Annotated in this window: 18 protein-coding genes; 6 read left to right on the top strand and 12 right to left on the bottom strand. The window is 43.5% G+C overall.

Annotated elements, in window-relative coordinates:
- Positions 1-9: 9 nt before the first annotated feature.
- Genes sdhA through sdhC form a run of 3 tightly spaced genes read right to left on the bottom strand, consistent with a single transcriptional unit; the run spans position 10 to position 2,513 of the window.
- Positions 10-1,776, bottom strand: a complete 1,767-nt coding sequence (gene sdhA, locus BM736_RS04725; protein ID WP_076409204.1) for a succinate dehydrogenase flavoprotein subunit — start codon at positions 1,774-1,776, stop codon at positions 10-12.
- Positions 1,777-2,124 carry a succinate dehydrogenase, hydrophobic membrane anchor protein gene (gene sdhD, locus BM736_RS04720; protein ID WP_076409201.1) on the bottom strand — a complete coding sequence of 116 codons (348 nt, stop codon included), beginning with the start codon at positions 2,122-2,124 and terminating at the stop codon, positions 1,777-1,779.
- A complete protein-coding gene (sdhC, locus tag BM736_RS04715) occupies positions 2,118-2,513 on the bottom strand; it encodes a succinate dehydrogenase cytochrome b556 subunit (protein WP_143562318.1) in 396 nt (131 codons plus the stop codon). The genes sdhD and sdhC overlap by 7 nt, the downstream gene beginning before the upstream one ends.
- 410 nt (positions 2,514-2,923) lie before the next feature.
- On the opposite strand from sdhC, the gene BM736_RS04710 reads away from it, so the two are divergent.
- The gene (locus tag BM736_RS04710; RefSeq protein WP_076409196.1) at positions 2,924-4,210 is read left to right on the top strand and encodes a citrate synthase; all 1,287 of its coding nucleotides are present in this window, start codon (positions 2,924-2,926) and stop codon (positions 4,208-4,210) included.
- 118 nt (positions 4,211-4,328) lie between these two features.
- On the opposite strand, the gene BM736_RS04705 is transcribed toward BM736_RS04710, so the two are convergent.
- Complete coding sequence (locus BM736_RS04705; protein ID WP_076409193.1) at positions 4,329-4,826, bottom strand: GNAT family N-acetyltransferase; 498 nt, start codon at positions 4,824-4,826, stop codon at positions 4,329-4,331.
- Positions 4,827-4,964: 138 nt separating this feature from the next.
- Positions 4,965-5,324 carry a hypothetical protein gene (locus BM736_RS04700; protein ID WP_076409190.1) on the bottom strand — a complete coding sequence of 120 codons (360 nt, stop codon included), beginning with the start codon at positions 5,322-5,324 and terminating at the stop codon, positions 4,965-4,967.
- 402 nt (positions 5,325-5,726) lie between these two features.
- On the opposite strand from BM736_RS04700, the gene BM736_RS04695 reads away from it, so the two are divergent.
- The 4 genes from BM736_RS04695 to BM736_RS04680 all read left to right on the top strand — a co-directional run bounded on the left by BM736_RS04695 (position 5,727) and on the right by BM736_RS04680 (position 14,157).
- The gene (locus BM736_RS04695) at positions 5,727-6,782 is read left to right on the top strand and encodes an efflux RND transporter periplasmic adaptor subunit (RefSeq protein WP_076409918.1); all 1,056 of its coding nucleotides are present in this window, start codon (positions 5,727-5,729) and stop codon (positions 6,780-6,782) included.
- An 11-nt stretch (positions 6,783-6,793) separates the two neighbouring features.
- Complete coding sequence (locus BM736_RS04690; RefSeq protein ID WP_076409188.1) at positions 6,794-10,078, top strand: efflux RND transporter permease subunit; 3,285 nt, start codon at positions 6,794-6,796, stop codon at positions 10,076-10,078.
- The gene (locus tag BM736_RS04685) at positions 10,075-13,152 is read left to right on the top strand and encodes an efflux RND transporter permease subunit (RefSeq protein WP_076409185.1); all 3,078 of its coding nucleotides are present in this window, start codon (positions 10,075-10,077) and stop codon (positions 13,150-13,152) included. The genes BM736_RS04690 and BM736_RS04685 overlap by 4 nt, the downstream gene beginning before the upstream one ends.
- Before the next feature lie 138 nt (positions 13,153-13,290).
- Entirely contained in the window at positions 13,291-14,157 is an 867-nt protein-coding gene (locus tag BM736_RS04680; RefSeq protein ID WP_076409183.1) for an MBL fold metallo-hydrolase, read from the top strand.
- A 188-nt stretch (positions 14,158-14,345) separates the two neighbouring features.
- Here the strand turns inward: BM736_RS04680 and BM736_RS04675 are convergent, their stop codons facing one another.
- Genes BM736_RS04675 through BM736_RS04660 form a run of 4 tightly spaced genes read right to left on the bottom strand, consistent with a single transcriptional unit; the run spans position 14,346 to position 19,679 of the window.
- Positions 14,346-14,525: a Trm112 family protein gene (locus BM736_RS04675; RefSeq protein WP_076409180.1), complete on the bottom strand. Its 180-nt coding sequence runs from the start codon at positions 14,523-14,525 to the stop codon at positions 14,346-14,348.
- A complete protein-coding gene (lpxK, locus tag BM736_RS04670; RefSeq protein WP_076409178.1) occupies positions 14,515-15,537 on the bottom strand; it encodes a tetraacyldisaccharide 4'-kinase in 1,023 nt (340 codons plus the stop codon). Before lpxK ends, BM736_RS04675 begins: the two co-directional genes overlap by 11 nt.
- Before the next feature lie 4 nt (positions 15,538-15,541).
- Entirely contained in the window at positions 15,542-17,362 is a 1,821-nt protein-coding gene (gene msbA, locus BM736_RS04665) for a lipid A export permease/ATP-binding protein MsbA (RefSeq protein ID WP_076409174.1), read from the bottom strand.
- Positions 17,363-17,396: 34 nt separating this feature from the next.
- Complete coding sequence (locus BM736_RS04660) at positions 17,397-19,679, bottom strand: DNA internalization-related competence protein ComEC/Rec2 (RefSeq protein WP_076409172.1); 2,283 nt, start codon at positions 19,677-19,679, stop codon at positions 17,397-17,399.
- A gap of 31 nt (positions 19,680-19,710) precedes the next feature.
- Here BM736_RS04660 and BM736_RS04655 point away from each other — a divergent pair, with 31 nt between their 5' ends.
- Complete coding sequence (locus BM736_RS04655) at positions 19,711-20,223, top strand: DUF2062 domain-containing protein (RefSeq protein ID WP_076409170.1); 513 nt, start codon at positions 19,711-19,713, stop codon at positions 20,221-20,223.
- 86 nt (positions 20,224-20,309) lie between these two features.
- Here BM736_RS04655 and BM736_RS04650 read toward each other — a convergent pair whose 3' ends face one another.
- From BM736_RS04650 to lolD, 3 genes are read right to left on the bottom strand one after another with little or no spacing between them, the layout of a single operon-like run.
- Entirely contained in the window at positions 20,310-20,831 is a 522-nt protein-coding gene (locus tag BM736_RS04650) for a YdcF family protein (protein ID WP_076409167.1), read from the bottom strand.
- A gap of 3 nt (positions 20,832-20,834) precedes the next feature.
- The gene (gene lolE / locus BM736_RS04645; protein ID WP_076409165.1) at positions 20,835-22,088 is read right to left on the bottom strand and encodes a lipoprotein-releasing ABC transporter permease subunit LolE; all 1,254 of its coding nucleotides are present in this window, start codon (positions 22,086-22,088) and stop codon (positions 20,835-20,837) included.
- Positions 22,085-22,795, bottom strand: a complete 711-nt coding sequence (gene lolD, locus BM736_RS04640; RefSeq protein WP_076409163.1) for a lipoprotein-releasing ABC transporter ATP-binding protein LolD — start codon at positions 22,793-22,795, stop codon at positions 22,085-22,087. The genes lolE and lolD overlap by 4 nt, the downstream gene beginning before the upstream one ends.
- Between the last annotated feature and the right edge of the window lie 100 nt (positions 22,796-22,895).

Raw genomic sequence — 22,895 nt, 5'->3', positions numbered from 1 at the left:
TCAATCTCCTTAGTAAGTACGCTTAATCGGTGGGAAGGCATCACGAAGCTTAGGCTCCATGTTCACATCACGTTTAGCCATCTCTTCAGAAACCGGGTCGAAGACACTGTGGCATAACCAGTTTTCATCATCACGGTCGAGGAAATCTTCACGAGAGTGAGCACCACGGCTTTCTGTACGGTAGTTAGCCGCATAAGCGGTAGCGATTGCCGTAGCCATCAAGTTATCTAACTCTAAACACTCGATACGCTGAGTATTAAACTCAGTTGAGTTGTCTGAAAGCTTAGCGTTATTTAGACGCTCACGAATTGCCTTAAGCTCTTTTAGCCCTTCCGCCATCGCGTCACCGCTACGGAATACAGAGAAGTTTAGCTGCATACAAAGCTGCAAGTCCTTACGGATTTGTGCAGGGTCTTCACCATCTTTGTTGCTTTCCCAGCGGTTCAAACGCTCAAGAGATTCAGCAATGTTTGCTTCACTCGCATCTTTAGGATCTGCAGTTTCATCAAGCGCTTTACCTAAGTGCTGACCCGCTGCGCGGCCAAATACCACTAAATCAAGTAGTGAGTTACCACCAAGGCGGTTAGCGCCATGTACTGATACACAGGCAATTTCACCAACAGCGAAAAGACCAACAACATCTTGCTCAGTACCATCGCTATTTTGACGAATAACTTGTCCACTCACTTTAGCAGGCAAACCACCCATCATGTAATGACACGTTGGTAGTACAGGGATTGGCCCATCTGCAGGGTCAATGTGAGCAAAGGTACGTGACAGTTCACATACACCAGGAAGACGTGCTTCTAGTGTCTCTTTGCCTAAATGATCTAACTTAAGTAGACAATGCGGACCTAAAGGACCATCAAGACCACGGCCTTCACGAATTTCAGTCATCATCGAACGAGCGACTACGTCGCGAGAGGCTAAATCTTTCGCGTTAGGCGCATAGCGCTCCATGAAGCGTTCGCCGTCTTTGTTAAGTAGGTATCCACCTTCACCACGACAACCTTCAGTAACAAGTACCCCCGCACCAGCAATACCGGTTGGGTGGAACTGCCACATCTCCATATCTTGCATCTGAACGCCAGCACGCATAGCCATACCAACACCGTCACCAGTGTTAATGTGAGCATTGGTCGTAGAAGCGAAAATACGCCCAGCACCACCCGTAGCAAGAATAGTCGCCTTCGCTTTGAAATAAACGATTTCGCCGCTTTCTATATCAATGGCAGTACAACCTACAATTGCACCTTCTTCGTTCTTTACAAGATCGAGTGCATACCATTCAGAGAAAACTTCGGTCTTATGCTTAACGTTTTGCTGATAAAGGCAGTGAAGCAATGCATGACCTGTGCGGTCAGCCGCTGCAGCGGTACGAGCAGCTTGCTCGCCACCAAAATTCTTTGACTGGCCACCGAAAGGACGCTGGTAGATTTTGCCATTATCAAAACGAGAAAATGGAAGACCCATCTGCTCCAGTTCTATAACGGCTTCAGGACCTGTCTTACACATGAACTCAATGGCTTCTTGGTCACCGATAAAATCAGAACCTTTAACGGTATCGTACATGTGTTGTTCCCAATGATCTTCGTGGGCATTACCAAGTGCTACGGTAATACCACCCTGCGCAGATACAGTATGAGAACGTGTTGGAAAAACTTTTGATAAAAGCGCGCAGCTCTTACCTTCTTTAGAAATCTGTAGTGCTGCTCGCATACCTGCGCCACCGGCGCCAATAACGACTGCATCAAACTCGCGAACTGGAATACTCACTTAAACACCCCACACTATCACAATGCCTGCCGCCAAATATGAGAAGGCTGCTACGACAAAAACAAACTGAAGTACACCACGAAGCATTAACGGCTTTACGTAGTCGGTAAGCACCTGCCAGATACCAATCCATGCGTGGACTAGAATCGAAACAAGCGCCAGCAGTGTAAATACCTTCATTGGTAATCCACTGAACAAACCATGCCATGCGTCATAGGTAAGAGGAGAGCTAGTGGCAATAAACCCAACCAAAAAGATGGTGTAAAGTGTTAAAATAATTGCACTTGCGCGTATAAGAATAAAGTCATGAACACCGCTGCGTCCAAGACTCGCTGCATTAGTTACCATACCCAAATCCCCACAATGATTGAAAACGCAATTGACAATGCGAATGCGGCTTTTGCCGAAGCGATGCCAGAGGCAAGCTCCTCCCAGCGGCCGGTATCCATAATCAGATGGCGTATGCCAACGATGATGTGATAACCCAATGCGGTAAGAATTCCCCAGATGACAAACTTAACCACTAAGTTATCAAACAGGGCTTGTACGCCGGCAAAACTCTCAGGGGATGCTAAAGATTCATTTAACAACCAGATAAGAATGCCAACTGCAAATAGCATGATGACACCGGATACACGATGAAGAATGGACGCAATCGCTGTTGCAGGAAAGCGTATGGTCTGCAGATCTAGATGGACAGGTCTTTGCTTTTTCACGTTCTGCTCACTCTGCTCAATTGAGCTATATTTTTGTTATACGATCCGCTTTTGCTCAAATTTCGAACTGTGACATAACTCACATTTCAAAGTCATCACAAAAGAAAAGTTAAACAGATTGTTATCGGATTAGAAGGCACTAATTAAGCTTATAAAAAAGTGCTAACCAACTGGTAACGTCTGCGGCTCTTCTGAGCTGGAGCAAGTATACTCGTGAGAAATGTCAAATACAAACATCACATTATGCAAATTTTGTTTTTTTGGTAAAAAAATCTGCCAAGTTCCTGTTCTGTTACAGGGTTTGACTGAAATAAGACCATGGTCTAAGAAATTTAAACGGTTATTTAAATTGAAATGTGATCTAGATTCACTGTACAGTATTGGCGTTTGATAAGCCGCACTCACATAAGAATGAAGTAAGGAGAACGGGTATGGCTGATAATATAGCCAAGTTGGAACTGCCGGGGAATGACTCAATCGATCTGCCAATAAAAAAAGGAACGGCAGGTTTTGATGTTATCGACATCAGTAAATTAGGTAGCAAGGGTCATTTTACCTTCGATCCAGGATTTCTCGCGACAGCTTCCTGCGAATCAGCAATTACATATATTGACGGCGCTCAAGGGATACTGCTACACCGCGGTTACCCGATTGGTGAGCTTGCTGTAGATTCAGATTATTTAGATCTGTGTTATTTGCTTCTATACGGAGAGTTGCCTTCAAAAACTCAATATGAACAGTTTGTTCATACCGTAAAAAACCACACTATGGTCAATGAGCAACTTGCAGCCTTCTTCCGAGGCTTTAGACGTGATGCTCACCCAATGGCAATGCTTTGTGGTGTCACAGGTGCTCTTTCTGCATTTTACCAAGACTCACTAGATGTGAACGATGAGCGTCACCGCGAAATCGCTGCATTCCGTCTTGTTTCAAAAATGCCGACAATCGCAGCAATGTGCTACAAATACTCAATCGGCCAGCCATTCGTCTATCCACGAAATGACTTGAGCTACGCAGGTAACTTCCTCAGCATGATGTTTGCTGTTCCGTGTGAAGAGTACAAGGTTAACCCAATCGTTGAACGCGCTATGGATCGCATCTTTATTTTGCATGCTGATCACGAACAGAACGCCTCTACATCGACTGTACGTTTAGCTGGCTCTTCAGGTGCTAACCCATTTGCATGTATCGCAGCGGGTATTGCATCACTATGGGGACCTGCACACGGTGGTGCTAACGAAGCTTGTCTCAATATGCTTGAAGAGATTGGTAGCGTTGATCGCATTCCTGAGTTTATTGCACGTGCTAAGGATAAAGAAGATCCTTTCCGTCTAATGGGCTTTGGACACCGTGTTTATAAGAACTTTGACCCTCGCGCTAAAGTGATGCGTGAAACCTGTCATGAAGTACTTAGTGAACTAAAAGTTAACGATCCACTGCTTGATGTTGCTATGGAACTTGAGCGTATTGCTCTTGAAGATGAGTATTTCGTCTCTAAGAAGCTTTATCCAAACGTTGATTTCTATTCAGGTATCATCATGAAAGCTATCGGTATTCCGACAAGCATGTTCACAGTACTATTCGCCCTAGCGCGTACAGTAGGTTGGATTGCTCACTGGAAAGAGATGCTTGATCAGCCTGGTCATAAGATCAGCCGTCCTCGTCAGTTATACACAGGTGACGCAGAGCGTAGTTTTATCGCTAAAGACAAGCGATAAGCAAAAGCTATTAGCATTCAGTATTTAGTCACTAATTACTGATAAAAAAAGGCACTCATTGAGTGCCTTTTTTATTGCCTGTGTTTTATCTTGGAATCGATATACGTCTAGACTCTTCCTAGCAGCTAGCAGCATTAAGCTTCTTCTCCATCACAAAGTTGCTCAATATCTCTCCCCTAACTTCAACTTCTTGAGCTTTAACCGATAAAAAGCCAAAATGCTCAAAGAAAGGCTTGGCTGTAATGCTGACATGGGAGTACATTTTACCTAAGCCCTTAACCTTCGCTGTCTGAATTAACGTCTTCATTAAGGCACTTCCTACGCCTTGTCCTTGATGCTCGAGATGACAAAAGAAATGATCGATATAACCATCTGGCTGCAGATCTGCAAATCCCACTAACTTTCCAGATAGCTCAGCGATAAATGGGTCCATAAGTGTGACTCGTTCTTGCCAACCTTTTGGTGCTTGCTCAGTGGGTGCCCAAGCAGTAACCAACTTCTGTGAGTAGTCACGGCGATTCACTTGCCGAATAGTATCAAACTTAATTTTCCAGAGTAATTCAGCTTCTTCAAAGCCTTTATGACTCTCAAATTTACGTATTATCAGATCATTCATCTTCTAAAATCGCGCCCTGTTCCAACTTTCATCGACATAAATCATACTGAACTAAATACGAGATGGCTAAAACTAAATCAAGAAGACAAGGAGCGACTACACAAGTTAGCAGGATATTTAACCAAACTTATTGTTTAATCAATCTGCTAACCAGTTATCTACAGCCTCTCGTTTGCGTTTATTTATCTCTCTACGCATCTCATCAGCTATCTCATCTCGTGGGTCTAGCTTATCTTTAGCTCTATCTATTTTTCTTGCAGCGTTATGCTCAAGCTTATCCATATGTTTATCGACATAAGTGCCATCTGAAAAATCTCGAATTCCGTCCTGTGTCTTATGTACTTTTCGTTCAGCTTTCTGATACTTATGCTTATATTTCCACTTATTCTGTTTAACATCTCGATTAAAACGTACCGCATCTTTGAGTAAGTTCTCAGCATGTAATGACGGTGCCACGATTAAACAAGTTAATAGTGCCCCTAGGACTAATTTCTTCATTGCTCACTCCTTAAAGTAATCCATTATCCCGCTAAGCCTCAGGCTAATACATGCAGCAAAAGCAATTATGATTATCACTAAAACAAATACAGGCTCAACAACTGCCGATACATTTTGTATCAATTGCTATTTGCACCACTTGTTAATAAAGCTTTTAATTTTCTTTAGTCAAAAGCATCATTTTTTAAACCTTTTCGCTACAAAGTGTTTAACAAATTAGTCACCAAAAGCCAAAAACACTGTAAGTGACTGTATTTAGGGAAAATTAAATAATGGCACGGCTTATGCTTAAGTAGTGACAATTGGAATAAATAACAAAGGTATTTTTACATGGACTCTTTAAATACATCAGTTAACGTCGGCTCTACTGTTTCTCAAGCAAATAGCAAAAAAACAACCTCTATGAATAGATTTAAATTAGCCCTGCCTCTCGTTCTTATCTCTGTATTATCTGCTTGTAGTGGCGAAGAGGAAGTTAAAGAGGAGGAGAAATATGCCGTTCCTGTTGAAACCACTACCGTCATTCAAGGTGATGTTTCCTCTTTCTATAGCACAACGGCCACGTTAGAAGCGCCTGAAGAGGCCAAGGTGGTAACTCGTATTGCAGGGTTAATCGAAAAGATCAAAGTTGAAGAGGGAGACAGAGTCACTAAAGGTCAGTTGCTTGCAGTCATCGATGCTAAAAGGCAGAGATACGATTTGGCTCGCTCACAAGCCGAAGTAGAGATAATCGAGCAAGAACTTAATCGATTAAAGAAAATGAGTAACAAAGAATTTATCAGTGCCGACTCTATGGCTAAGCTTGAATACAATTTACAAGCGGCTATTGCTAAACGCGATCTTGCTGGCTTGCATGTTGAAGAAAGCATGGTCCGCTCCCCCATCGATGGCGTAGTAGCCACTCGTTTTGTTAAAACAGGTAATATGGCTAAAGAGTTTGAAGAACTTTTCTATATCGTTAACCAAGATGAACTACACGGCATCGTGCACCTTCCAGAGCAACAACTTCAAAGCTTACGTTTAGGTCAAGATGCTCAAGTGTTTGCCAATAAACATTCACTAGAGACTGTACACGCCAAAGTGTTGCGGATCAGCCCTGTTGTTGATGCTCAAAGCGGTACCTTTAAAGTCACCCTATCAGTCCCGAATCAGACCGCAAAATTAAAAGCCGGCATGTTTACTCGTGTTGAGCTCAGATATGACACTCATACCAACGTCATAACCGTTCCCTACAACGCCGTTGTTAATCAAGATAACGAATTTGCGCTCTATGTCATCGATGGAACAAATGTTGATCGTCGCCAAGTCTCACTCGGGTACCGAGAAGCCGACACTGTAGAGATAGTTTCAGGGATCGAATCTGGAGAACAAATTGTTATCCGAGGTCAGCAGAACTTGAAAGATCAATCGCTTGTTGAAGTAATTAGCGCATTAGACTTAGCTTCTGTCGACAAGTAAGGAACCGAATTATGTCTATTATAAAAACATCGGTAAAACGACCTGTCACTGTATGGATGTTTATGCTTGCTGTGATTCTTTTTGGCATGGTTGGCTTCTCGCGTCTGGCAGTAAAATTACTACCAGATCTAAGCTACCCAACAATTACCATACGTACACAATATGTGGGTGCAGCGCCGGTCGAAGTCGAGCAGTTAGTCTCTAAGCCTATTGAAGAAGCCGCAGGGATTGTAAAAGGTCTTAGAAAAATCAGTTCTATCTCTCGTTCAGGTATGTCGGATGTCGTACTCGAATTTGAATGGGGTACAGACATGGATATGGCCAGCCTAGATGTGAGAGAGAAGCTAGACACTATTATTTTGCCATTGGACGTTAAAAAGCCATTATTACTCAGGTTCAACCCTAACCTTGACCCTATTGTGCGCTTAGCACTATCCGTCCCTGATGCCAGTGACACAGAACTTAAACAGATGAGAACTTATGCCGAGGAGGAGCTAAAGCGTCAACTAGAGTCTTTAAGTGGTGTTGCGGCGGTTAGGCTTTCTGGTGGTTTACAACAAGAGGTACATATTCAGCTCAATCAGCAAAAGCTCACTCAGTTGAACTTGAATGCTGACAAAATTCGAAACCGAATTGCCGAAGAGAACATCAACCTTTCAGCGGGTAAAGTGATACAAGGTGATAAAGAGTACCTAGTCAGAACCTTGAACCAATTTAACTCTCTCGAAGAGCTCGGCCAGATCATTGTTTATAGAGATGCGCAAACATTAGTAAAACTCTTTGAAGTTGCTGAAATCATCGATGCTCACAAGGAGAGGAACGATATAACACGTATTGGCGATCAAGAGTCCATTGAGCTAGCTATCTATAAAGAGGGCGATGCCAATACGGTAGCCGTTGCTAGAAAAGTGACTGCGGCGCTGGACAATATAAATGCGAGTAATGTTAAGTCAGATCTCACGGTTATTTACGATCAATCTGAGTTTATTGAAAGTGCAGTCAGTGAAGTAACATCTGCGGCATTAATAGGGAGTTTACTCTCTATGCTTATCATCTACCTGTTTTTACGAGATATCATTCCAACCTTGATCATCTCTATCTCTATTCCATTCTCGGTGATAGCTACATTTAACATGATGTACTTTGCCAATATTAGTTTAAACATTATGTCTTTAGGGGGCATTGCGCTTGCTGTCGGCTTATTAGTCGATAATGCCATTGTTGTGCTGGAAAATATCGACCGCTGCCGCTCTCTTGGAATGAGTAAACTTGAAGCCGCCGTCACAGGAACCAAAGAGGTATCGGGCGCTATATTTGCATCTACACTGACGACCTTGGCTGTTTTTGTTCCATTAGTGTTTGTCGATGGTGTGGCGGGCGCCCTGTTTTCAGATCAAGCCCTAACCGTGACATTTGCACTACTTGCGTCTTTGTTAGTCGCCCTAACCACTATTCCTATGTTGGCTTCAAGAGAAGGCATTAAAACGCTACCGCCACTACTGGCTAAAGAGAAAAAGCCAACACCTGAAACTAAGCTTGGCAAGTTAAAGCATTACAGTGCAACAGTATTCTCTTTTCCATTTGTAATGTTGTTCAGTTACTTACCTAGCATTTTACTTACTACAGTGCTAATGATAGGACGCGTCATCTCTTGGTTTACCGGACTATTTATGCGTCCGCTCAGCCAAGGGTTCAACTGGTGTTACCGCCAACTTGAGCGTATTTATCACAGCCTTTTAGCATTCGCCCTTAAGTTTAAAGTGTTAACACTCTCTATCGCTATTTTAGTGACAGTTTCTGCCGCATCTTTGATACCTAAGCTTGGTATGGAGCTTATTCCTCCAATGAACCAAGGTGAGTTCTACGTAGAGATATTACTCGCACCAGGCACTGAGGTTTCAGAAACAGACAAGGTACTTCGCCGCCTTGCGCTATCTATTAAAGACAGAGAAGATGTGAAACACGCCTATAGCCAAGCTGGTAGCGGTGGTTTGATGACATCAGACACTTCACGTGGCGGTGAAAACTGGGGACGCTTGCAAGTTGTACTCGCTGATCATAACGCCTTTGACGCAGTAGCATCTGTATTGCGAACCACAGCCATGCGTATTCCAGAGCTAGAAGCAAAAATCCAACATCCAGAGCTATTTAGCTTTAAGACACCGCTTGAAATTGAATTAGTTGGTTATGATTTGGCTCAACTAAAACAAACCTCAAACAACTTAGTTGATGCTCTATCTGACTCAGATCGTTTTGCAGACCTTAACACTAGTCTTAGAGATGGCCAGCCTGAGCTGAGCATACGTTTCGACCATGAGCGACTCGCAGCGTTAGGTATGGATGCACCAACGGTTGCAAATCGTATCGCACAACGAATTGGTGGCACAGTAGCGAGTCAATACACAGTACGAGATCGTAAAGTCGATATCTTAGTAAGAAGCGAAATTGATGAACGCGATCAGATCAGTGATATTGATGCCATGATCATCAATCCAGATAGCAGTCACCCTATTGCCCTAAGTGCAGTGGCTGATGTGACTTTAAAGCTTGGCCCATCTGCCATTAACCGTATAAGCCAGCAAAGAGTTGCTATCGTTTCTGCAAACTTAGCTTACGGAGACTTGAATGAAGCAGTACTAGAAGCCAGAGACATTCTCGCTAATCAAACACTGCCCACCTCAATTCAAGCTAGGTTTGGTGGTCAAAATGAGGAGATGGAGCACTCTTTCCAGTCACTGCAGATAGCTTTAGTGCTAGCAGTATTCTTAGTCTATCTGGTTATGGCTAGTCAGTTTGAGTCTCTATTACACCCACTGCTTATCTTAATTGCAGTGCCAATGGCTGTAGGCGGCAGTATTTTAGGCCTGTATATCACTAACACTCATCTCAGTGTGGTGGTGTTTATCGGACTTATCATGCTAGCGGGTATCGTAGTCAATAATGCCATTGTTTTAGTTGACCGTATTAATCAACTAAGGGCTGAAGGCATTGAGAAGATGTCAGCAATATCGCAAGCCGCAAAATCGCGTTTACGCCCAATTATCATGACTACCCTAACGACAGCACTAGGCTTATCTCCAATGGCGTTTGGTTTAGGAGATGGTTCAGAAGTGAGAGCCCCTATGGCCATTACTGTCATATTTGGATTAATCCTATCGACGCTACTGACACTCGTCGTGATCCCTGTGCTGTATGCCCTATTTGACCGTAAAGAGTTTGAGCCGAAACAAGCTGACAAAAACTCGCCAGCTCATACAGGTACTGAAAGCATGGCAATGCAAGGAGACCAGGCATGAATATCACAAAGTTAGCGATATCTAGACCTGTTACCACCAGCATGTTCTTCGTCGCCATTCTGCTATTTGGTTTGGCTTCGAGTCGCTTGCTGCCACTGGAGATGTTTCCCGGCATTGATATGCCACAGGTCAATATTGAGGTTCCCTACAAAGGCTCAACGCCAGCTGAGGTGGAGCGTGACATCACCAGTATTTTGGAAGAGTCATTGGCAACCATGGGTGGTATAGAGGAGCTAAGATCTAGCTCTTCTCAAAATGGCGCAGAAATCGAACTCAGAATGAAGTGGGGCGAGAATGTCGCAACAAAGAGTCTGGAAGCACGTGAAAAAGTTGATGCTGTAAGGCACCTTTTACCTAAAGATGTTGAGCGGGTCTTTATTAGACAGTTCAGTACTGCTGATATGCCTGTACTTAACTTGAGGATATCGAGTGATCGTGAGCTTTCAGGTGCTTTTGATCTACTCGACAAGCAATTAAAACGTCCACTCGAACGAGTCGAGGGCGTTTCTCAAGTCACCTTGTATGGGGTTGAGCAAAAGCAGATAGAGATTAGGATTAATGCCGATAAGCTGTCATCAAGCGGCGTCTCACTGCAGTACCTTAACCAGCGATTACAGCAAGAAAACTTCATTGTAAGTGCCGGTATTTTAAGAGCCAATGCAAGAGTCTATCAAGTCTCTCCAAAAGGTGAGTTTAGAAATCTCGATGAGATCAATGCAGTGGTACTCAAGCCCGGCATCACACTAGGCGATATCGCCAATGTGACCTATTCACTCCCAGAACGTTTAGATGGGCGTCATCTCGATCAAAACTATGCCGTAGGCTTAGACGTGTTTAAAGAGTCCGGCGCCAACTTAGTTGAAGTCTCTGAGCGAGTGATGAAAGTCATTGAAAATGCGAAACAAGATCAGCAATTTGATGGCATTAAATTGTTTGTGATGGAAGATCAAGCTTATGGCGTCACCTCATCACTTAATGATCTTCTCACCGCAGGATTAATTGGTGCCCTACTCTCTTTTGCTGTCTTGTATCTGTTTTTAAGAAACTTGAAGATGACCCTAGTCGTAGTCACCTCAGTGCCAATTTCAATCTGCATGACGTTAGCTGCTATGTATCTGCTAGGTTACAGCCTCAATATCCTCTCTATGATGGGCTTACTGCTTGCTGTTGGTATGCTTATCGATAATGCGGTTGTGGTCACTGAAAGTGTGCTGCAGGAGAAACAAGCCGCAGCCAATGAAAACTCAACAAATAAAGCATCATTTGATGAGGTCAACAACACCGCCGTACTTTCTGGCGTGAATAAGGTCGCACTTGCTGTGCTAGCGGGAACCCTGACGACAGCCATTGTATTCCTGCCTAATATATTTGGTGTAAAAGTTGAGCTCACCATTTTCTTGGAGCATGTAGCGATCGCCATCTGTATTTCACTGGCCGCTTCCCTGCTCGTTGCTAAGACTTTACTGCCACTAATGCTCAGTAAAATGAACATCAAAGTCGACGCTAAAACAAGTGAAAGCAAGCTACAGACTTTCTATCAGAAAAGTTTAGGCTGGATATTAGCCCACCCTCGCACTTCAGGCGTGATTTCTATACTCATCTTAGCGTCGACTGCACTGCCCTTGAGTATGGTCAAACAAGATCAATCTGATGGCGAAGGTAACAATAAGCTCTACATTAATTATCAAGTTGAAGGTCGTCATAACTTAGATGTTACTGAAGCGATGATCACTAAGATGGAGAAGTATCTTTATGCCAATAAAGATGAGTTCCATATCGACTCTGTTTATAGCTATTATGCGCCTGATCGCGGTCAATCGACGCTGATCCTTAAAGAGGATACAGAGGTCGACATGAAAGCGCTGAAAAAAAGCATTAGGGAAGGCTTTCCGAAATTCTCAATAGCCAAACCTCAATTTGGCTGGGGGGGAGGTAACAATGGTTTAAGAGTCACATTAACAGGTCGTTCAACCAGTGATTTAATCGAGATCAGTAATAATGTGATCCCTCTGCTGTCAAAGATTGAAGGCTTAACCGATGTAAGATCTGAACTCAGTGGCGCACAGCAAGAGGTAGTGATACAAATTGACCGTCAGATGGCCGCCCGACTCGATCTTAAACTCAACGAGATTGCATCGAGTATCTCTATGGCATTAAGAGGTACTCAGCTTCGCTCATTCCGTCACGATCCTAATGGCGAACTGCGTATTGAGATGTCTTTTGAACAAGAGTGGCGCCTGTCACTTGAGCGTTTGAAGCAGCTACCGATTATCCGTATCGATAATCGCGTATACACTTTGGATAGTTTAGCGAATGTCCAGATCTCACCACGATTTGACACGATTCGCCATTACGACAGACAAACAGCCCTATCGATTGGTGCTAACCTTGATGACTTAACCACCGAAGAAGCACAAGAGAAAATCACTGAGGTGATGGATACAGTGAACTTCCCTGCAGGTTACGGTTATTCATTACGAGGTGGCTTCCAAAAGCAAGATGAAGATCAAGGGATTATGGTCACAAACATGATCTTAGCTATCGCCATGATCTATATTGTAATGGCTGCACTATTTGAATCCCTGTTACTGCCCACAGCAATTATTACCTCAATTCTCTTTTCAATTACAGGTGTGTTCTGGGGCTTATTATTCAGTGGCACGCCTATGGGGGTCATGGTGATGATTGGTATCTTGATCTTAATGGGAATTGTGGTCAATAACGGCATTGTTTTGGTGGATCAGATTAACCAGAAAGAGCCTGAATTGGATAAGTTATCGAACGCTATTAGTCAGGTATGTATTTCTCGTCTACGTCCTGTACTCATGACGGTAGGTACCACTGTATTGGGTTTAGTACCACTGGCTATGGGAGATACTCAATTAGGCGGAGGTGGTCCTTCATATTCGCCTATGGCAATCGCCATCATAGGGGGATTAACCTTTTCAACGGTCACAAGTCTATACCTAGTGCCACTTTGCTACCAGGCTCTCTACCGCATACGCTATAACTCAGCTGTGAGGCTTGGTGAAGCTAATACCCGTTCAAGAAGATTAATACCTTGGGCTTATTAAAACCCGCTGCCGCCAATTGCGGTCAGATATATTAAAAGAATAGGGGTTGCTGATTGCAGCCCCTTTTTTTTACCTGTATGTTATTAACAGCAAAGAATAATTAACAATAATAAAAAAGCAGTAACAAGGGTGACTAGCATGGGCTCTTTTAATTTTTTTACCAAAACATCTTCGTTAGCATTAACATTGACACTCTCTTTTTCAGCCATCGCTGATAGATTTTCAGACGTTGAAGTCACTCAACTGAAACTGTCCGAGTCGAGTTATATGCTGACAGGCTCTGGTGGCAATATCGGCGTATCGGCGGGTAAAGACGGTATCTTGATTATTGATAATCAATTTGCCCCACTATCAGAAAAAATAATAGCCACTTTATCAACCATTCAGCCCGGCTTACCTAAGTATGTCGTCAATACGCATTACCATGGCGATCATACCGGGGGGAACAATCTATTTGGCCAAAGCTCTATCATCTTCGCTCATCACAATGTACTCAAGCGTTTGGCTGGCGATACAAGTTACAAGCCTGCCGGATTACCTTCTGTCACTTATCATGAAGGGACTAGTATTCATCTCAACAATAGCACTTTGCATCTATTACATATGGGTCCTGGCCATACCGATGGCGACAGCGTGGTACTTTGGGCTGACAAAAGTGTCGTGCATATGGGCGATCTCTTCTTCAAAGACAGATACCCCTATATCGACCTAAAAGCAGGTGGCTCAGTTATAGGTTATCGAGATAATGTCGCGACCATGATAAGAAAAATTGACAGCGCTACTCAGGTCATTCCTGGCCATGGTGAGATAGCCAACAAGGACGATCTCATTCGCTTTAAACACATGCTTGATAGCTCTATTAATTGGATGCAAGATAATATCGCCGAAGGAAAGACACTTGAGCAGGTTAAAGCGCAAGGTGTCCCTAAAAGCGAAAGGGACTGGAGTTGGTCGTTTATCAGCCATGACAGATGGATAACAACCCTCTATGAAGGTTTGAAGTAGTTCACCTCTTCGGCTCCACATGAAAATACGCACATAAGTGCGTATTTTTTTAGTTCAATCAGGCTGAATATACAGCTGATGACAATCTAGACATTGGAGACAACAATGATTAACCGTCATCATAGGTATTGATTCAACATGTCAAAAAAAACGCCCCTATTAGGAGCGTTATTCAAACAGATAAGCCTTTACGCTTCTTCCTGCCAAGGCTCAGCCTTATTCTCGAGCAATACAGGTATACCATCATTGATAGCATAAGCAAGGCGATCAGCTTTACAGATCAGTATCTGCTTTGTCTTATCATACGTCAGCTTTCCCTTACACACTGGGCAAGCAACAATTTCTAATAATTTTTTATCAAATGCCATCTGACTTTCCTTTCTTCTGTTCGATAACGCTATGGACCTTGTCCATAAGTTTTGATTCAAATGTTGATGATAGCTTTGCATCAACTGCAAGATACCACCAGTTATCTTTTGCAAAATCGCGACACTTGACCGCATCTTTTTCTGTCATTAATACAGGCGCATCACCAACAACTTGAGACAACACCTCTGCTGTATAGGCTTGATGATCATCAAAAGCATGTGTTTTATCGATCAGATAACCTTCCTGAGCCAATGTATTAAAAAAACGTTGCGGATTGCCAATGCCAGCAATAGCTGTCGCAGTCTGTTGCTCAAAGGTCGAGAGATTACCCGGTGCAACAGCCTTCAATCCAGAAGGTGCTAGTGCCATCTGATATTCATCATGGTGTGCTTCACCGTTGACGATAACAAAGTCAACATGCCCCATTCGCCAAGCGCCTTCACGCAACGGCCCTGCAGGCAAAAGCGCGCCATTACCGAGCCTACGTTCCCCATCGAGGATAACCAACTCAATATCACGCTCTAGCTTGTAATGCTGTAAACCATCATCGCTGATGATGACATCAACATCACCACGCTTAATTAACTCTTTTGCGGCTGAAACTCGGTCAGCGCCTATGACCATAGCAACCCCTGTTCTGGCCACTATCATCGCAGGCTCATCGCCGACCTCAGATGTATCCATTCCAGGCTCTACAACTCTCACACCATCAAATTCTATACCATAACCACGGCTAATCACGCCAGGTCTGAGTCCTTGCTTTCTAAGCAACTCAATAAGGTAGATAACGGTTGGTGTTTTACCACTCCCTCCCACTGTGATATTACCGACAATAATCACAGGTACTGGCAGCGATATCGCCTGGTTCACTCCCACTTTAAATAGATATCGACGGGCAGTGCTAACGAGAAAAAACAGCACTGATAACGGCAGCAGAAGGTACCTCAATAGCATAAACATCAGTGATGGTTTATTGCTTGGGTACCAAATTGCATTAACAAACTTCTGCATTCGATTAACCAGTGAACTGCATATTATACAAGTTAGCGTAGACACCGTTTTGGTCGAGCAATGATTGATGATCGCCTCGTTCAACCACCAAACCTTGATCGATCACTAAGATAAGGTCGGCCGATTCTATCGTAGATAGGCGGTGGGCAATAACAATCGATGTTCTATTATGTCGCAGGTTATCAAGCCCTTGTTGTATGGCTTTTTCTGACTCTGTATCTAAGGCTGATGTTGCTTCGTCTAAGATGAGCACTGGTGAGTTACGTAAGATGGCTCTTGCAATAGCAATTCTTTGCCTTTGGCCACCTGAAAGTAACACACCGTTTTCACCGACTTGCGTGTCTAAACCATCAGGTAATAGCTCGATAAACTCCATGGCATGGGCAAGTGTCGCAGCTTTAACGATTTGCTCACGAGTCACCTCGCCTGAATAGGCATAAGCAATATTATTAGCGATAGAGTCATTAAATAGCGTGACTTGCTGAGAAACTAGCGCCACCTGCTCACGTAAACACTTAAGGCTGTAGTCGTCAATATTGACACCATCGAGTTCAATACTACCTTCCGATAATCCCGTATAGAAACGAGTCACAAGATTTGCGATGGTTGACTTACCTGAGCCTGAGCGTCCCACTAAAGCGACAGTTTTTCCCTGACTCACAGAGAAGTCGATATTATCTAGTGCCAGCTTTTCCTGTTCAGGATAACGAAAGCTCACCTGATTAAAGCTCAAATTCCCTTTTACACGTTCAATCTGATGTTTACCTTCATCAACCTCAGGTTGAGTATCGAGCAGTTCAAATACTGTGGTACATGCCGCGATTCCACGCTGAAATTCAGCATTCACTCGAGTTAAGTTTTTAATTGGCTGCAACATCGCAAGCATTGCACCTAGAATGGTTGCAAATATACCGGTCGTAAGCTCAGCTTGTAAGGTTTCAAAGCTTGCAGCATAAAGCACAAAAGCGATGGCAAATGAGCCAATCACCATAATTAAAGGCTGACTCACAGACTGAGCCATTGCCAGCTTCATGTGCTGGTAACGGTTAAGCTCGTTAACAGCGGCAAAACGATCAGATTCTGTTTGTTGACCGCCAAAAGCTAACACATTTTTGTGGCCTTTAATCATCTGCTCTGTTGAGGCGGTTACCCCTCCCATTGCAGCTTGAATACGCTTTGATACTTTTCTAAAACGCTTGCTGACCACGGAAATGATCAAGCCCATAATAGGCGCGATGACTAAAATGCATAGTGACAGTTTCCAAGAGTAGTAGAACATGATCGACAACATGCCGATAACTGTGATGCTGTCTCTTACAATAGAGATCAATGCACTGCCGGTCGCTCGTGCGATCTGTTCAGTATCGTAGGTTACTCGTGAGATTAAATTACCTGAATTTTCTCGGTCCATGTAACTAACAGGCAAAGTAAGGTAGTGTTCAAATACCTCCTGGCGCATATCTTTAATCAGACGAGCACTCATATACTGAATGCAATAAGTCGAGAGAAAGTTAGCTAAGCCACGTACACTAAACAGGAAAATGACGACAAAGGGTGCAATAGTTAGCACTTCACTAGAGGCGTTAAACCCTTGGCTTGTCCCTAAATCGATTCCTCCAACGCCTGCAGCTGAAGTGACTTGACTGGCCTGCCCGCCAAAACCTTCATCAATAAAAGGCTTTATAACTGCAATAAAAGTAGCGTCAACGGCGGCATACATGACCAAGCCCAATACTGCTAGCGCAAAAACAACCTTGAGCGGTTTGATATAACCAAATAAGCGCTTAAATACAGTCCAGACTTCTTTATCGGAAGAGTTTGTCATTAATGAGGTCTATTCTTAATTCAAAAAGAGCATTCTACTCTGGATCTACGCTCTCACCAAACCTAAACAAGCGGTTGTACCAAAAAGGAGCAAGATTCGTACGATATCCCCTAACTTGGCGCTCTTGTTGATGAAAAAGTACACTTATCTGCCCCTCTTCTCCCGTAACTAACACTCGGGCACCTTGTTTTGTGTATCTATCAATAATATTTTGTTTTGGAAATCCGTAACGATTATTAAACCCTGCGGCAAAGAGTACAAGCTTAGGTGATACCTTATCGATAAAGCCGACAGTAGATGAGGTACGGCTACCGTGATGAGGAGCGACCAAAACCTCACTTTTTAACGCTGACTCCTCACGAGTAAGTAGCCTTTCTGTCGCTTTTTCAATATCTCCAGGCAGTAGTATCTGATGAAACTTATCACTGACCTTAACAACACAAGAGCCATTATTGCCAGAGATGGGTAATGCTGGCGCTATAATATCAACATCCAATCCATGCCAATGTATAGATTTAGGACGGCAATCGAGTTGTGAATACTCTCGAACATCGGTAATAATCTGAGCTTTAGGGAACTGCTGTCGTAACACGCTAATCCCACCAGCATGATCGTTATCCCCATGGCTAACTATGATGTAGTCGACATGGTTAATCCCGCGGTATTTAAGGAAGGGGGCGACTACACGCTCAGCATAGCTAAAATGCTCGCCATAAGCCGCGCCAGTATCATAGATGATGGCACGGCCTGATTTTTCTATAACCGCACTTAACCCTTGACCAACATCCAGTAAATGGAGGCGCCACTCGTTCTCCTCTAGAGGTGTAATGTGATCGACCGCAGTAATGATAAAAGGAAGAGAAAAGACAAGAGAAACCAGCCTCCACGTTAAGCGAGTAAGCCTTAATATCAACCAGCCTCCGATTAATAGAAGAGCAACAGCTAAAATCTCTTGGCTAGATAGCGATAACCAAGCATTGGGTAAGTTTTCAAGCAATGCCAAGCTATCACTGAAAGGTGACAGACTTAAATCCGCTAAGTAAAACACATTAGAAAGCTCACCTCCAAATAGCCCCCAAGTAACAAAGGATACAAAAGAGAGTGGAATAACAACAAAGGAGAACCATGGGACAAATATGAGATTAAACATCAAACCATAAAACGATATACCGCCAAAGAGCAAAGATTGTACTAAGCCTAACCCTATGCTCAAGCGCCACTGAATAGCCCAAAATAGTCCCAGCCAATGTACAACCCCAGCTTTAGCTTTTCGATAATCTTGTTGACTATTTTTTTGAGATACAGTGAGTAAAATAATTGTCAGCGCACTAAATGAAAGCCAGAACCCCGCACTCATACAAGCAAGTGGATCAATCAGCAAAATAATGAACAGTGCAAATAGCAACCTTTCCCAAGGTGAAGAGAACCGCTTCAAAAACATGAGCAACAGCATGATCAACAACATAAGAAGTGCACGCTGAGTAGGCAAAGCAAAACCTGCAAAATAGGCATAACAGATTGCACTAATTGCAGCGCCCAGCCCCGCTATAAGTATGCCACTTCTGCCTTGACTAGGCCGACAATAGGTAAGTGTGAATTGTAAAACAAGAAATACCCAAGAACTGACAACTGAAAGGTGCAAACCTGAGATAGCGATGAGGTGCCCAGTACCAGAAGATCTTAAATCCTCCCACCTGCGGCTGCTAAGTAAGCTTTTATCCCCAAGCAATAGCGCTAAGAGTAGATCGCCGTTTTCTCTATCTGTTAGCGCAGGTTTAAGCTTAGCAAGTAACTGACTACGAACACTTAACGGCTCAGCGAGTAAAGTACCTGATTGCACACTCGCTTTCAGCACAATATGTCGACTGAGCAAGTTGCGCTGCTGATTATATCCTCCCTGATTCAGTACTCCGGTAATAGGTTTCGCTTTTAACTCCAACTCCCATCGCTGCCCGACAGCAAGCTTTGGTGGGCGAGCCCAGCCCGCCCTTAGCACTTTCGATAAAAAAATCTCATTTTTTGAATTCAATAGGCGAATATCCATACTAACCCAGTCGCCGTTTGAGCTAACTAGTGATATGATTTCGCCCCTTACGATTACATTTTGTGCTTTGTTCGGTGGTTCAACAACCAATAAGAGTTGTACAAAGATCGATATCCACCCAACAGCAAGTAATGACCCCGAGACCAACGGGTAACGTTGAAGCATTAGCAGCCCGACCACAACAGCACTAAAATATATGGGTGCAGGCGGAAGCATTGGCCACAGAAGTGTGGAAATAATGGTTATGCTAAAGCCAAACATAAATCGATTCATACTGAATAAGTTAAGACAGTAATTGCAACCTATGCCAAAAAAAATCATTGAAAGGTTTATGCCTAAAGCTGAAACCCTGCGCAATCACAAACACTTGCGGATGTTCGGTACGCTTTTACATAAAGATAATTTGTGGACACTTAATCGTCGCTCTGCCCCTACGGCATTTGCAGTAGGACTCTTTGTCGCTTGGATACCAATGCCGTTTCAGATGGTTTTAGCTGCAGCCTTGGCAATCGTATTTAACTGTAACCTCCCACTCGCAGTAGCCTTAGTCTGGATAACTAACCCAGTCACCATGCCTTTCATGTTTTATGCCGCCTATATGCTAGGTGCAAAAATATTAAGTCACCCTCCCCAAGAGTTTGCATTTGAAGCAAGCTGGCATTGGATTGAAGCCTCTGTATCGACGATCGGCCCGCCATTTTTGGTCGGTTGTTTGGTATTAGGTGCGATTTTTGCCTTGATTGGCTATTTGCTGATTAAAACGCTGTGGAAGTATTCAATACTATTAAAGTGGAAAAGCCGCAATAACCATAGTTAGAATAACAATAGTTAGGATAGCAAAGGGGTAACTAAACTCACTTGCAAGCGTTACAGCAAGCTAAGACAACAGTCAGCCAATACGCGCTAATGACCTAAGAGAGAGGCAAGGTTTCGCTTCTCTCGCTCAATCGCTTTACGCTCATGTGCTTTTAGCTCTGACAACACTTGCTCTGAGACGGGCGTGGGAGCTGCGCAGTAGTTCAGTGTGATCGGTGGGGAAGTGAGTGAAAAAACACCATCAAAAATCAGTCTGACCCTCTCCATATGAAAATCTGAAGTGATAACAGTAGCAGTCTGTATTTTATGTAGCTTTAAAACAGGCAGGCTCAATGTGGCATCTTCGAAGGTAAAACGGCTCTCAACCAATTCAAGAAACCTTTTCTCATCAACGCCTTTATTCATCAAGTACTGCTTACAATAGCGCGCATGGGGAAACTGTGTTTGATTGAAGTGTTCACCAAAGCCACCTGTACAGATAACTTTGGCCTCGACTTTATTCTTTAGCTCAGCAAAGGCAGTGTCACAACGTGACATTGAAATGTCTGACAGGTGTCCATACTGATCATTTGGCGCGCCCAACACTATGATAGCTGATTGGACGCTCATCAATTACCTTCCTGCCAGCGCTTGGGCAGGCTGAGTTTTACTCGCTTTCCAAGCGGGGTAAATGGTGGCGATTAAGCTCATCAATAACGCTAGTGTAAGCACAATAGCCACATCAGTGAAATTAAGTTCTGAAGGTAAGAAATCAATAAAATAGACATCAGCAGAGAGTAATTTTATCCCGAGAACATCCTCAATAGCCGCAGCTATTTTACTAAGGTTGTCCGCAATTAAGACGCCAAACACGCCACCGAGAAGACATCCGAGCATACCATTCAGTGCTCCTTGTACGATGAATATCATCATAATGGACGCACGCTTCATCCCCATTGTAAGCAGTATTGCTATCTCAGATTGTTTGTCACGAACAGCCATCACTAAGGTAGAAACGATATTAAAACAAGCCACAGCAATGACCAATGCAAGAACCAGATACATGACCACTCTAACCAGTTGTATATCTTGATAAAGGTTACCTTGGGTACGGGTCCAATCGCTGAGGTAAAGGTATTGCTCTTGGCTATAACCAAGCTCCCGTATTAATCTCGGTGATTGAAAGACTTCATCAACTTTAATCCTTACACCTGATACTCCCTCCCCCATATTGAGAATAGAAGCAGCATAAGCCATCGGAACATAAGCAGTTGTCATATCTAACTCACCGCCCAGCTCAAAAATCCCTGTCACCCTAAATCGGTAGCTTTTTGCAGCCCCAATGCGTTTACTGTTTGAAGCGGTGATATCTGGCATATATAGGCTCAAAGCATCACCAACTTCGACAGCTAACGTATCAGCAAGTCCTTTACCAAGGACAATATTATTCATATCTCCCTTGGAAAGTGTTTCCCAAGCTTCATCAGTCATAAATTGAGAGATAACCGATACATTCTTCTCATATTGAGTATCTACGCCTAAAACAGTTAACCCTTGAAAGCCTCCAGGCTTCTGTACTAAACCTTGCAATCTAATAAAGGGCGCAGTGGCTGCGATTCCTGGGATCTGTTTTGCATCTTGAGCAATCTTTTGCCACTCATGTACAGGGGAGTTAACACCGCTTAGCTCTCCGTGCGCGACCACACCGAGCAGCCGCTCTTCGAGTTCACGCTCAAAGCCGTTCATTGCTGACAAGACGATAATTAAAACGGCAACGCCAAGAGCGATACCTGCGGTCGATGCAAAAGAGATAAAGCTAATAAAACTATTAGATTGTCTGGCAAGGTAGAAACGCCAGCCGACCCAAATTGACAAAAGATGGCTCATGAAGCCTCACTTTCAGTCGCTAAGCTTTGTGCACTCAAAAGGCTGCCGTCTTTCATTTTTAACTGCCTATCCATTCTCAATGCAAGTTTCTCATCATGGGTCACAACAACGAAAGCTGTGCCTAATTGAGTTGCTAGCTCTTTGATCAATTCATATACAGCTTCGCCACTTTTTGCATCTAAATTCCCTGTTGGCTCATCGGCTAAAACCAGCTTAGGGTTATTAATTAATGCTCTGGCTATCGCAGTCCTTTGACGCTCACCACCTGACATTTCAGCAGGCACATGATTCAGACGATGGCCAAGACCAACGCGTTCAAGCAATGATTTGGCATTTTTATGGGCGATGTCCCGTTTAATCCCTTGAATCATTGCGGGCATAGCCACATTCTCTAATGCGGTAAACTCAGGTAACAGGTGATGAAATTGATAGATAAAGCCTAAGTCTTGGTTTCTGACTTCTGATTGACGACGACTCGACAGGGTGTAAAGGTTTTCATCAAGTAAGGTCACTGAGCCACTCGTTGGCCTATCTAGCGTCCCCATAATATGCAACAGGGTACTTTTGCCTGAACCTGATGTTCCCACAATCGCCAGCTGCTCTCCCTTAAACACTTGAAGATCGACGGATTTCAGTACTTGAGTATCTAAACTCCCCTCTGAATAACGTTTGCTTACACCTTTAACATCTAACAATAGTTCTTGCATATATTCTAATACTCTTTAATTCTTCACATTAGCCTGACTACTGAGTTCAATAATCAGGCCTATCATCATGTTATTGGCTTGCTTTTATTCATGTCTTGGT

It is taken from the genome of Shewanella sp. UCD-KL12 (assembly GCF_001957125.1).
Lineage (GTDB): Bacteria > Pseudomonadota > Gammaproteobacteria > Enterobacterales > Shewanellaceae > Shewanella.
This window is presented reverse-complemented; position numbering and strand designations above follow the sequence as displayed.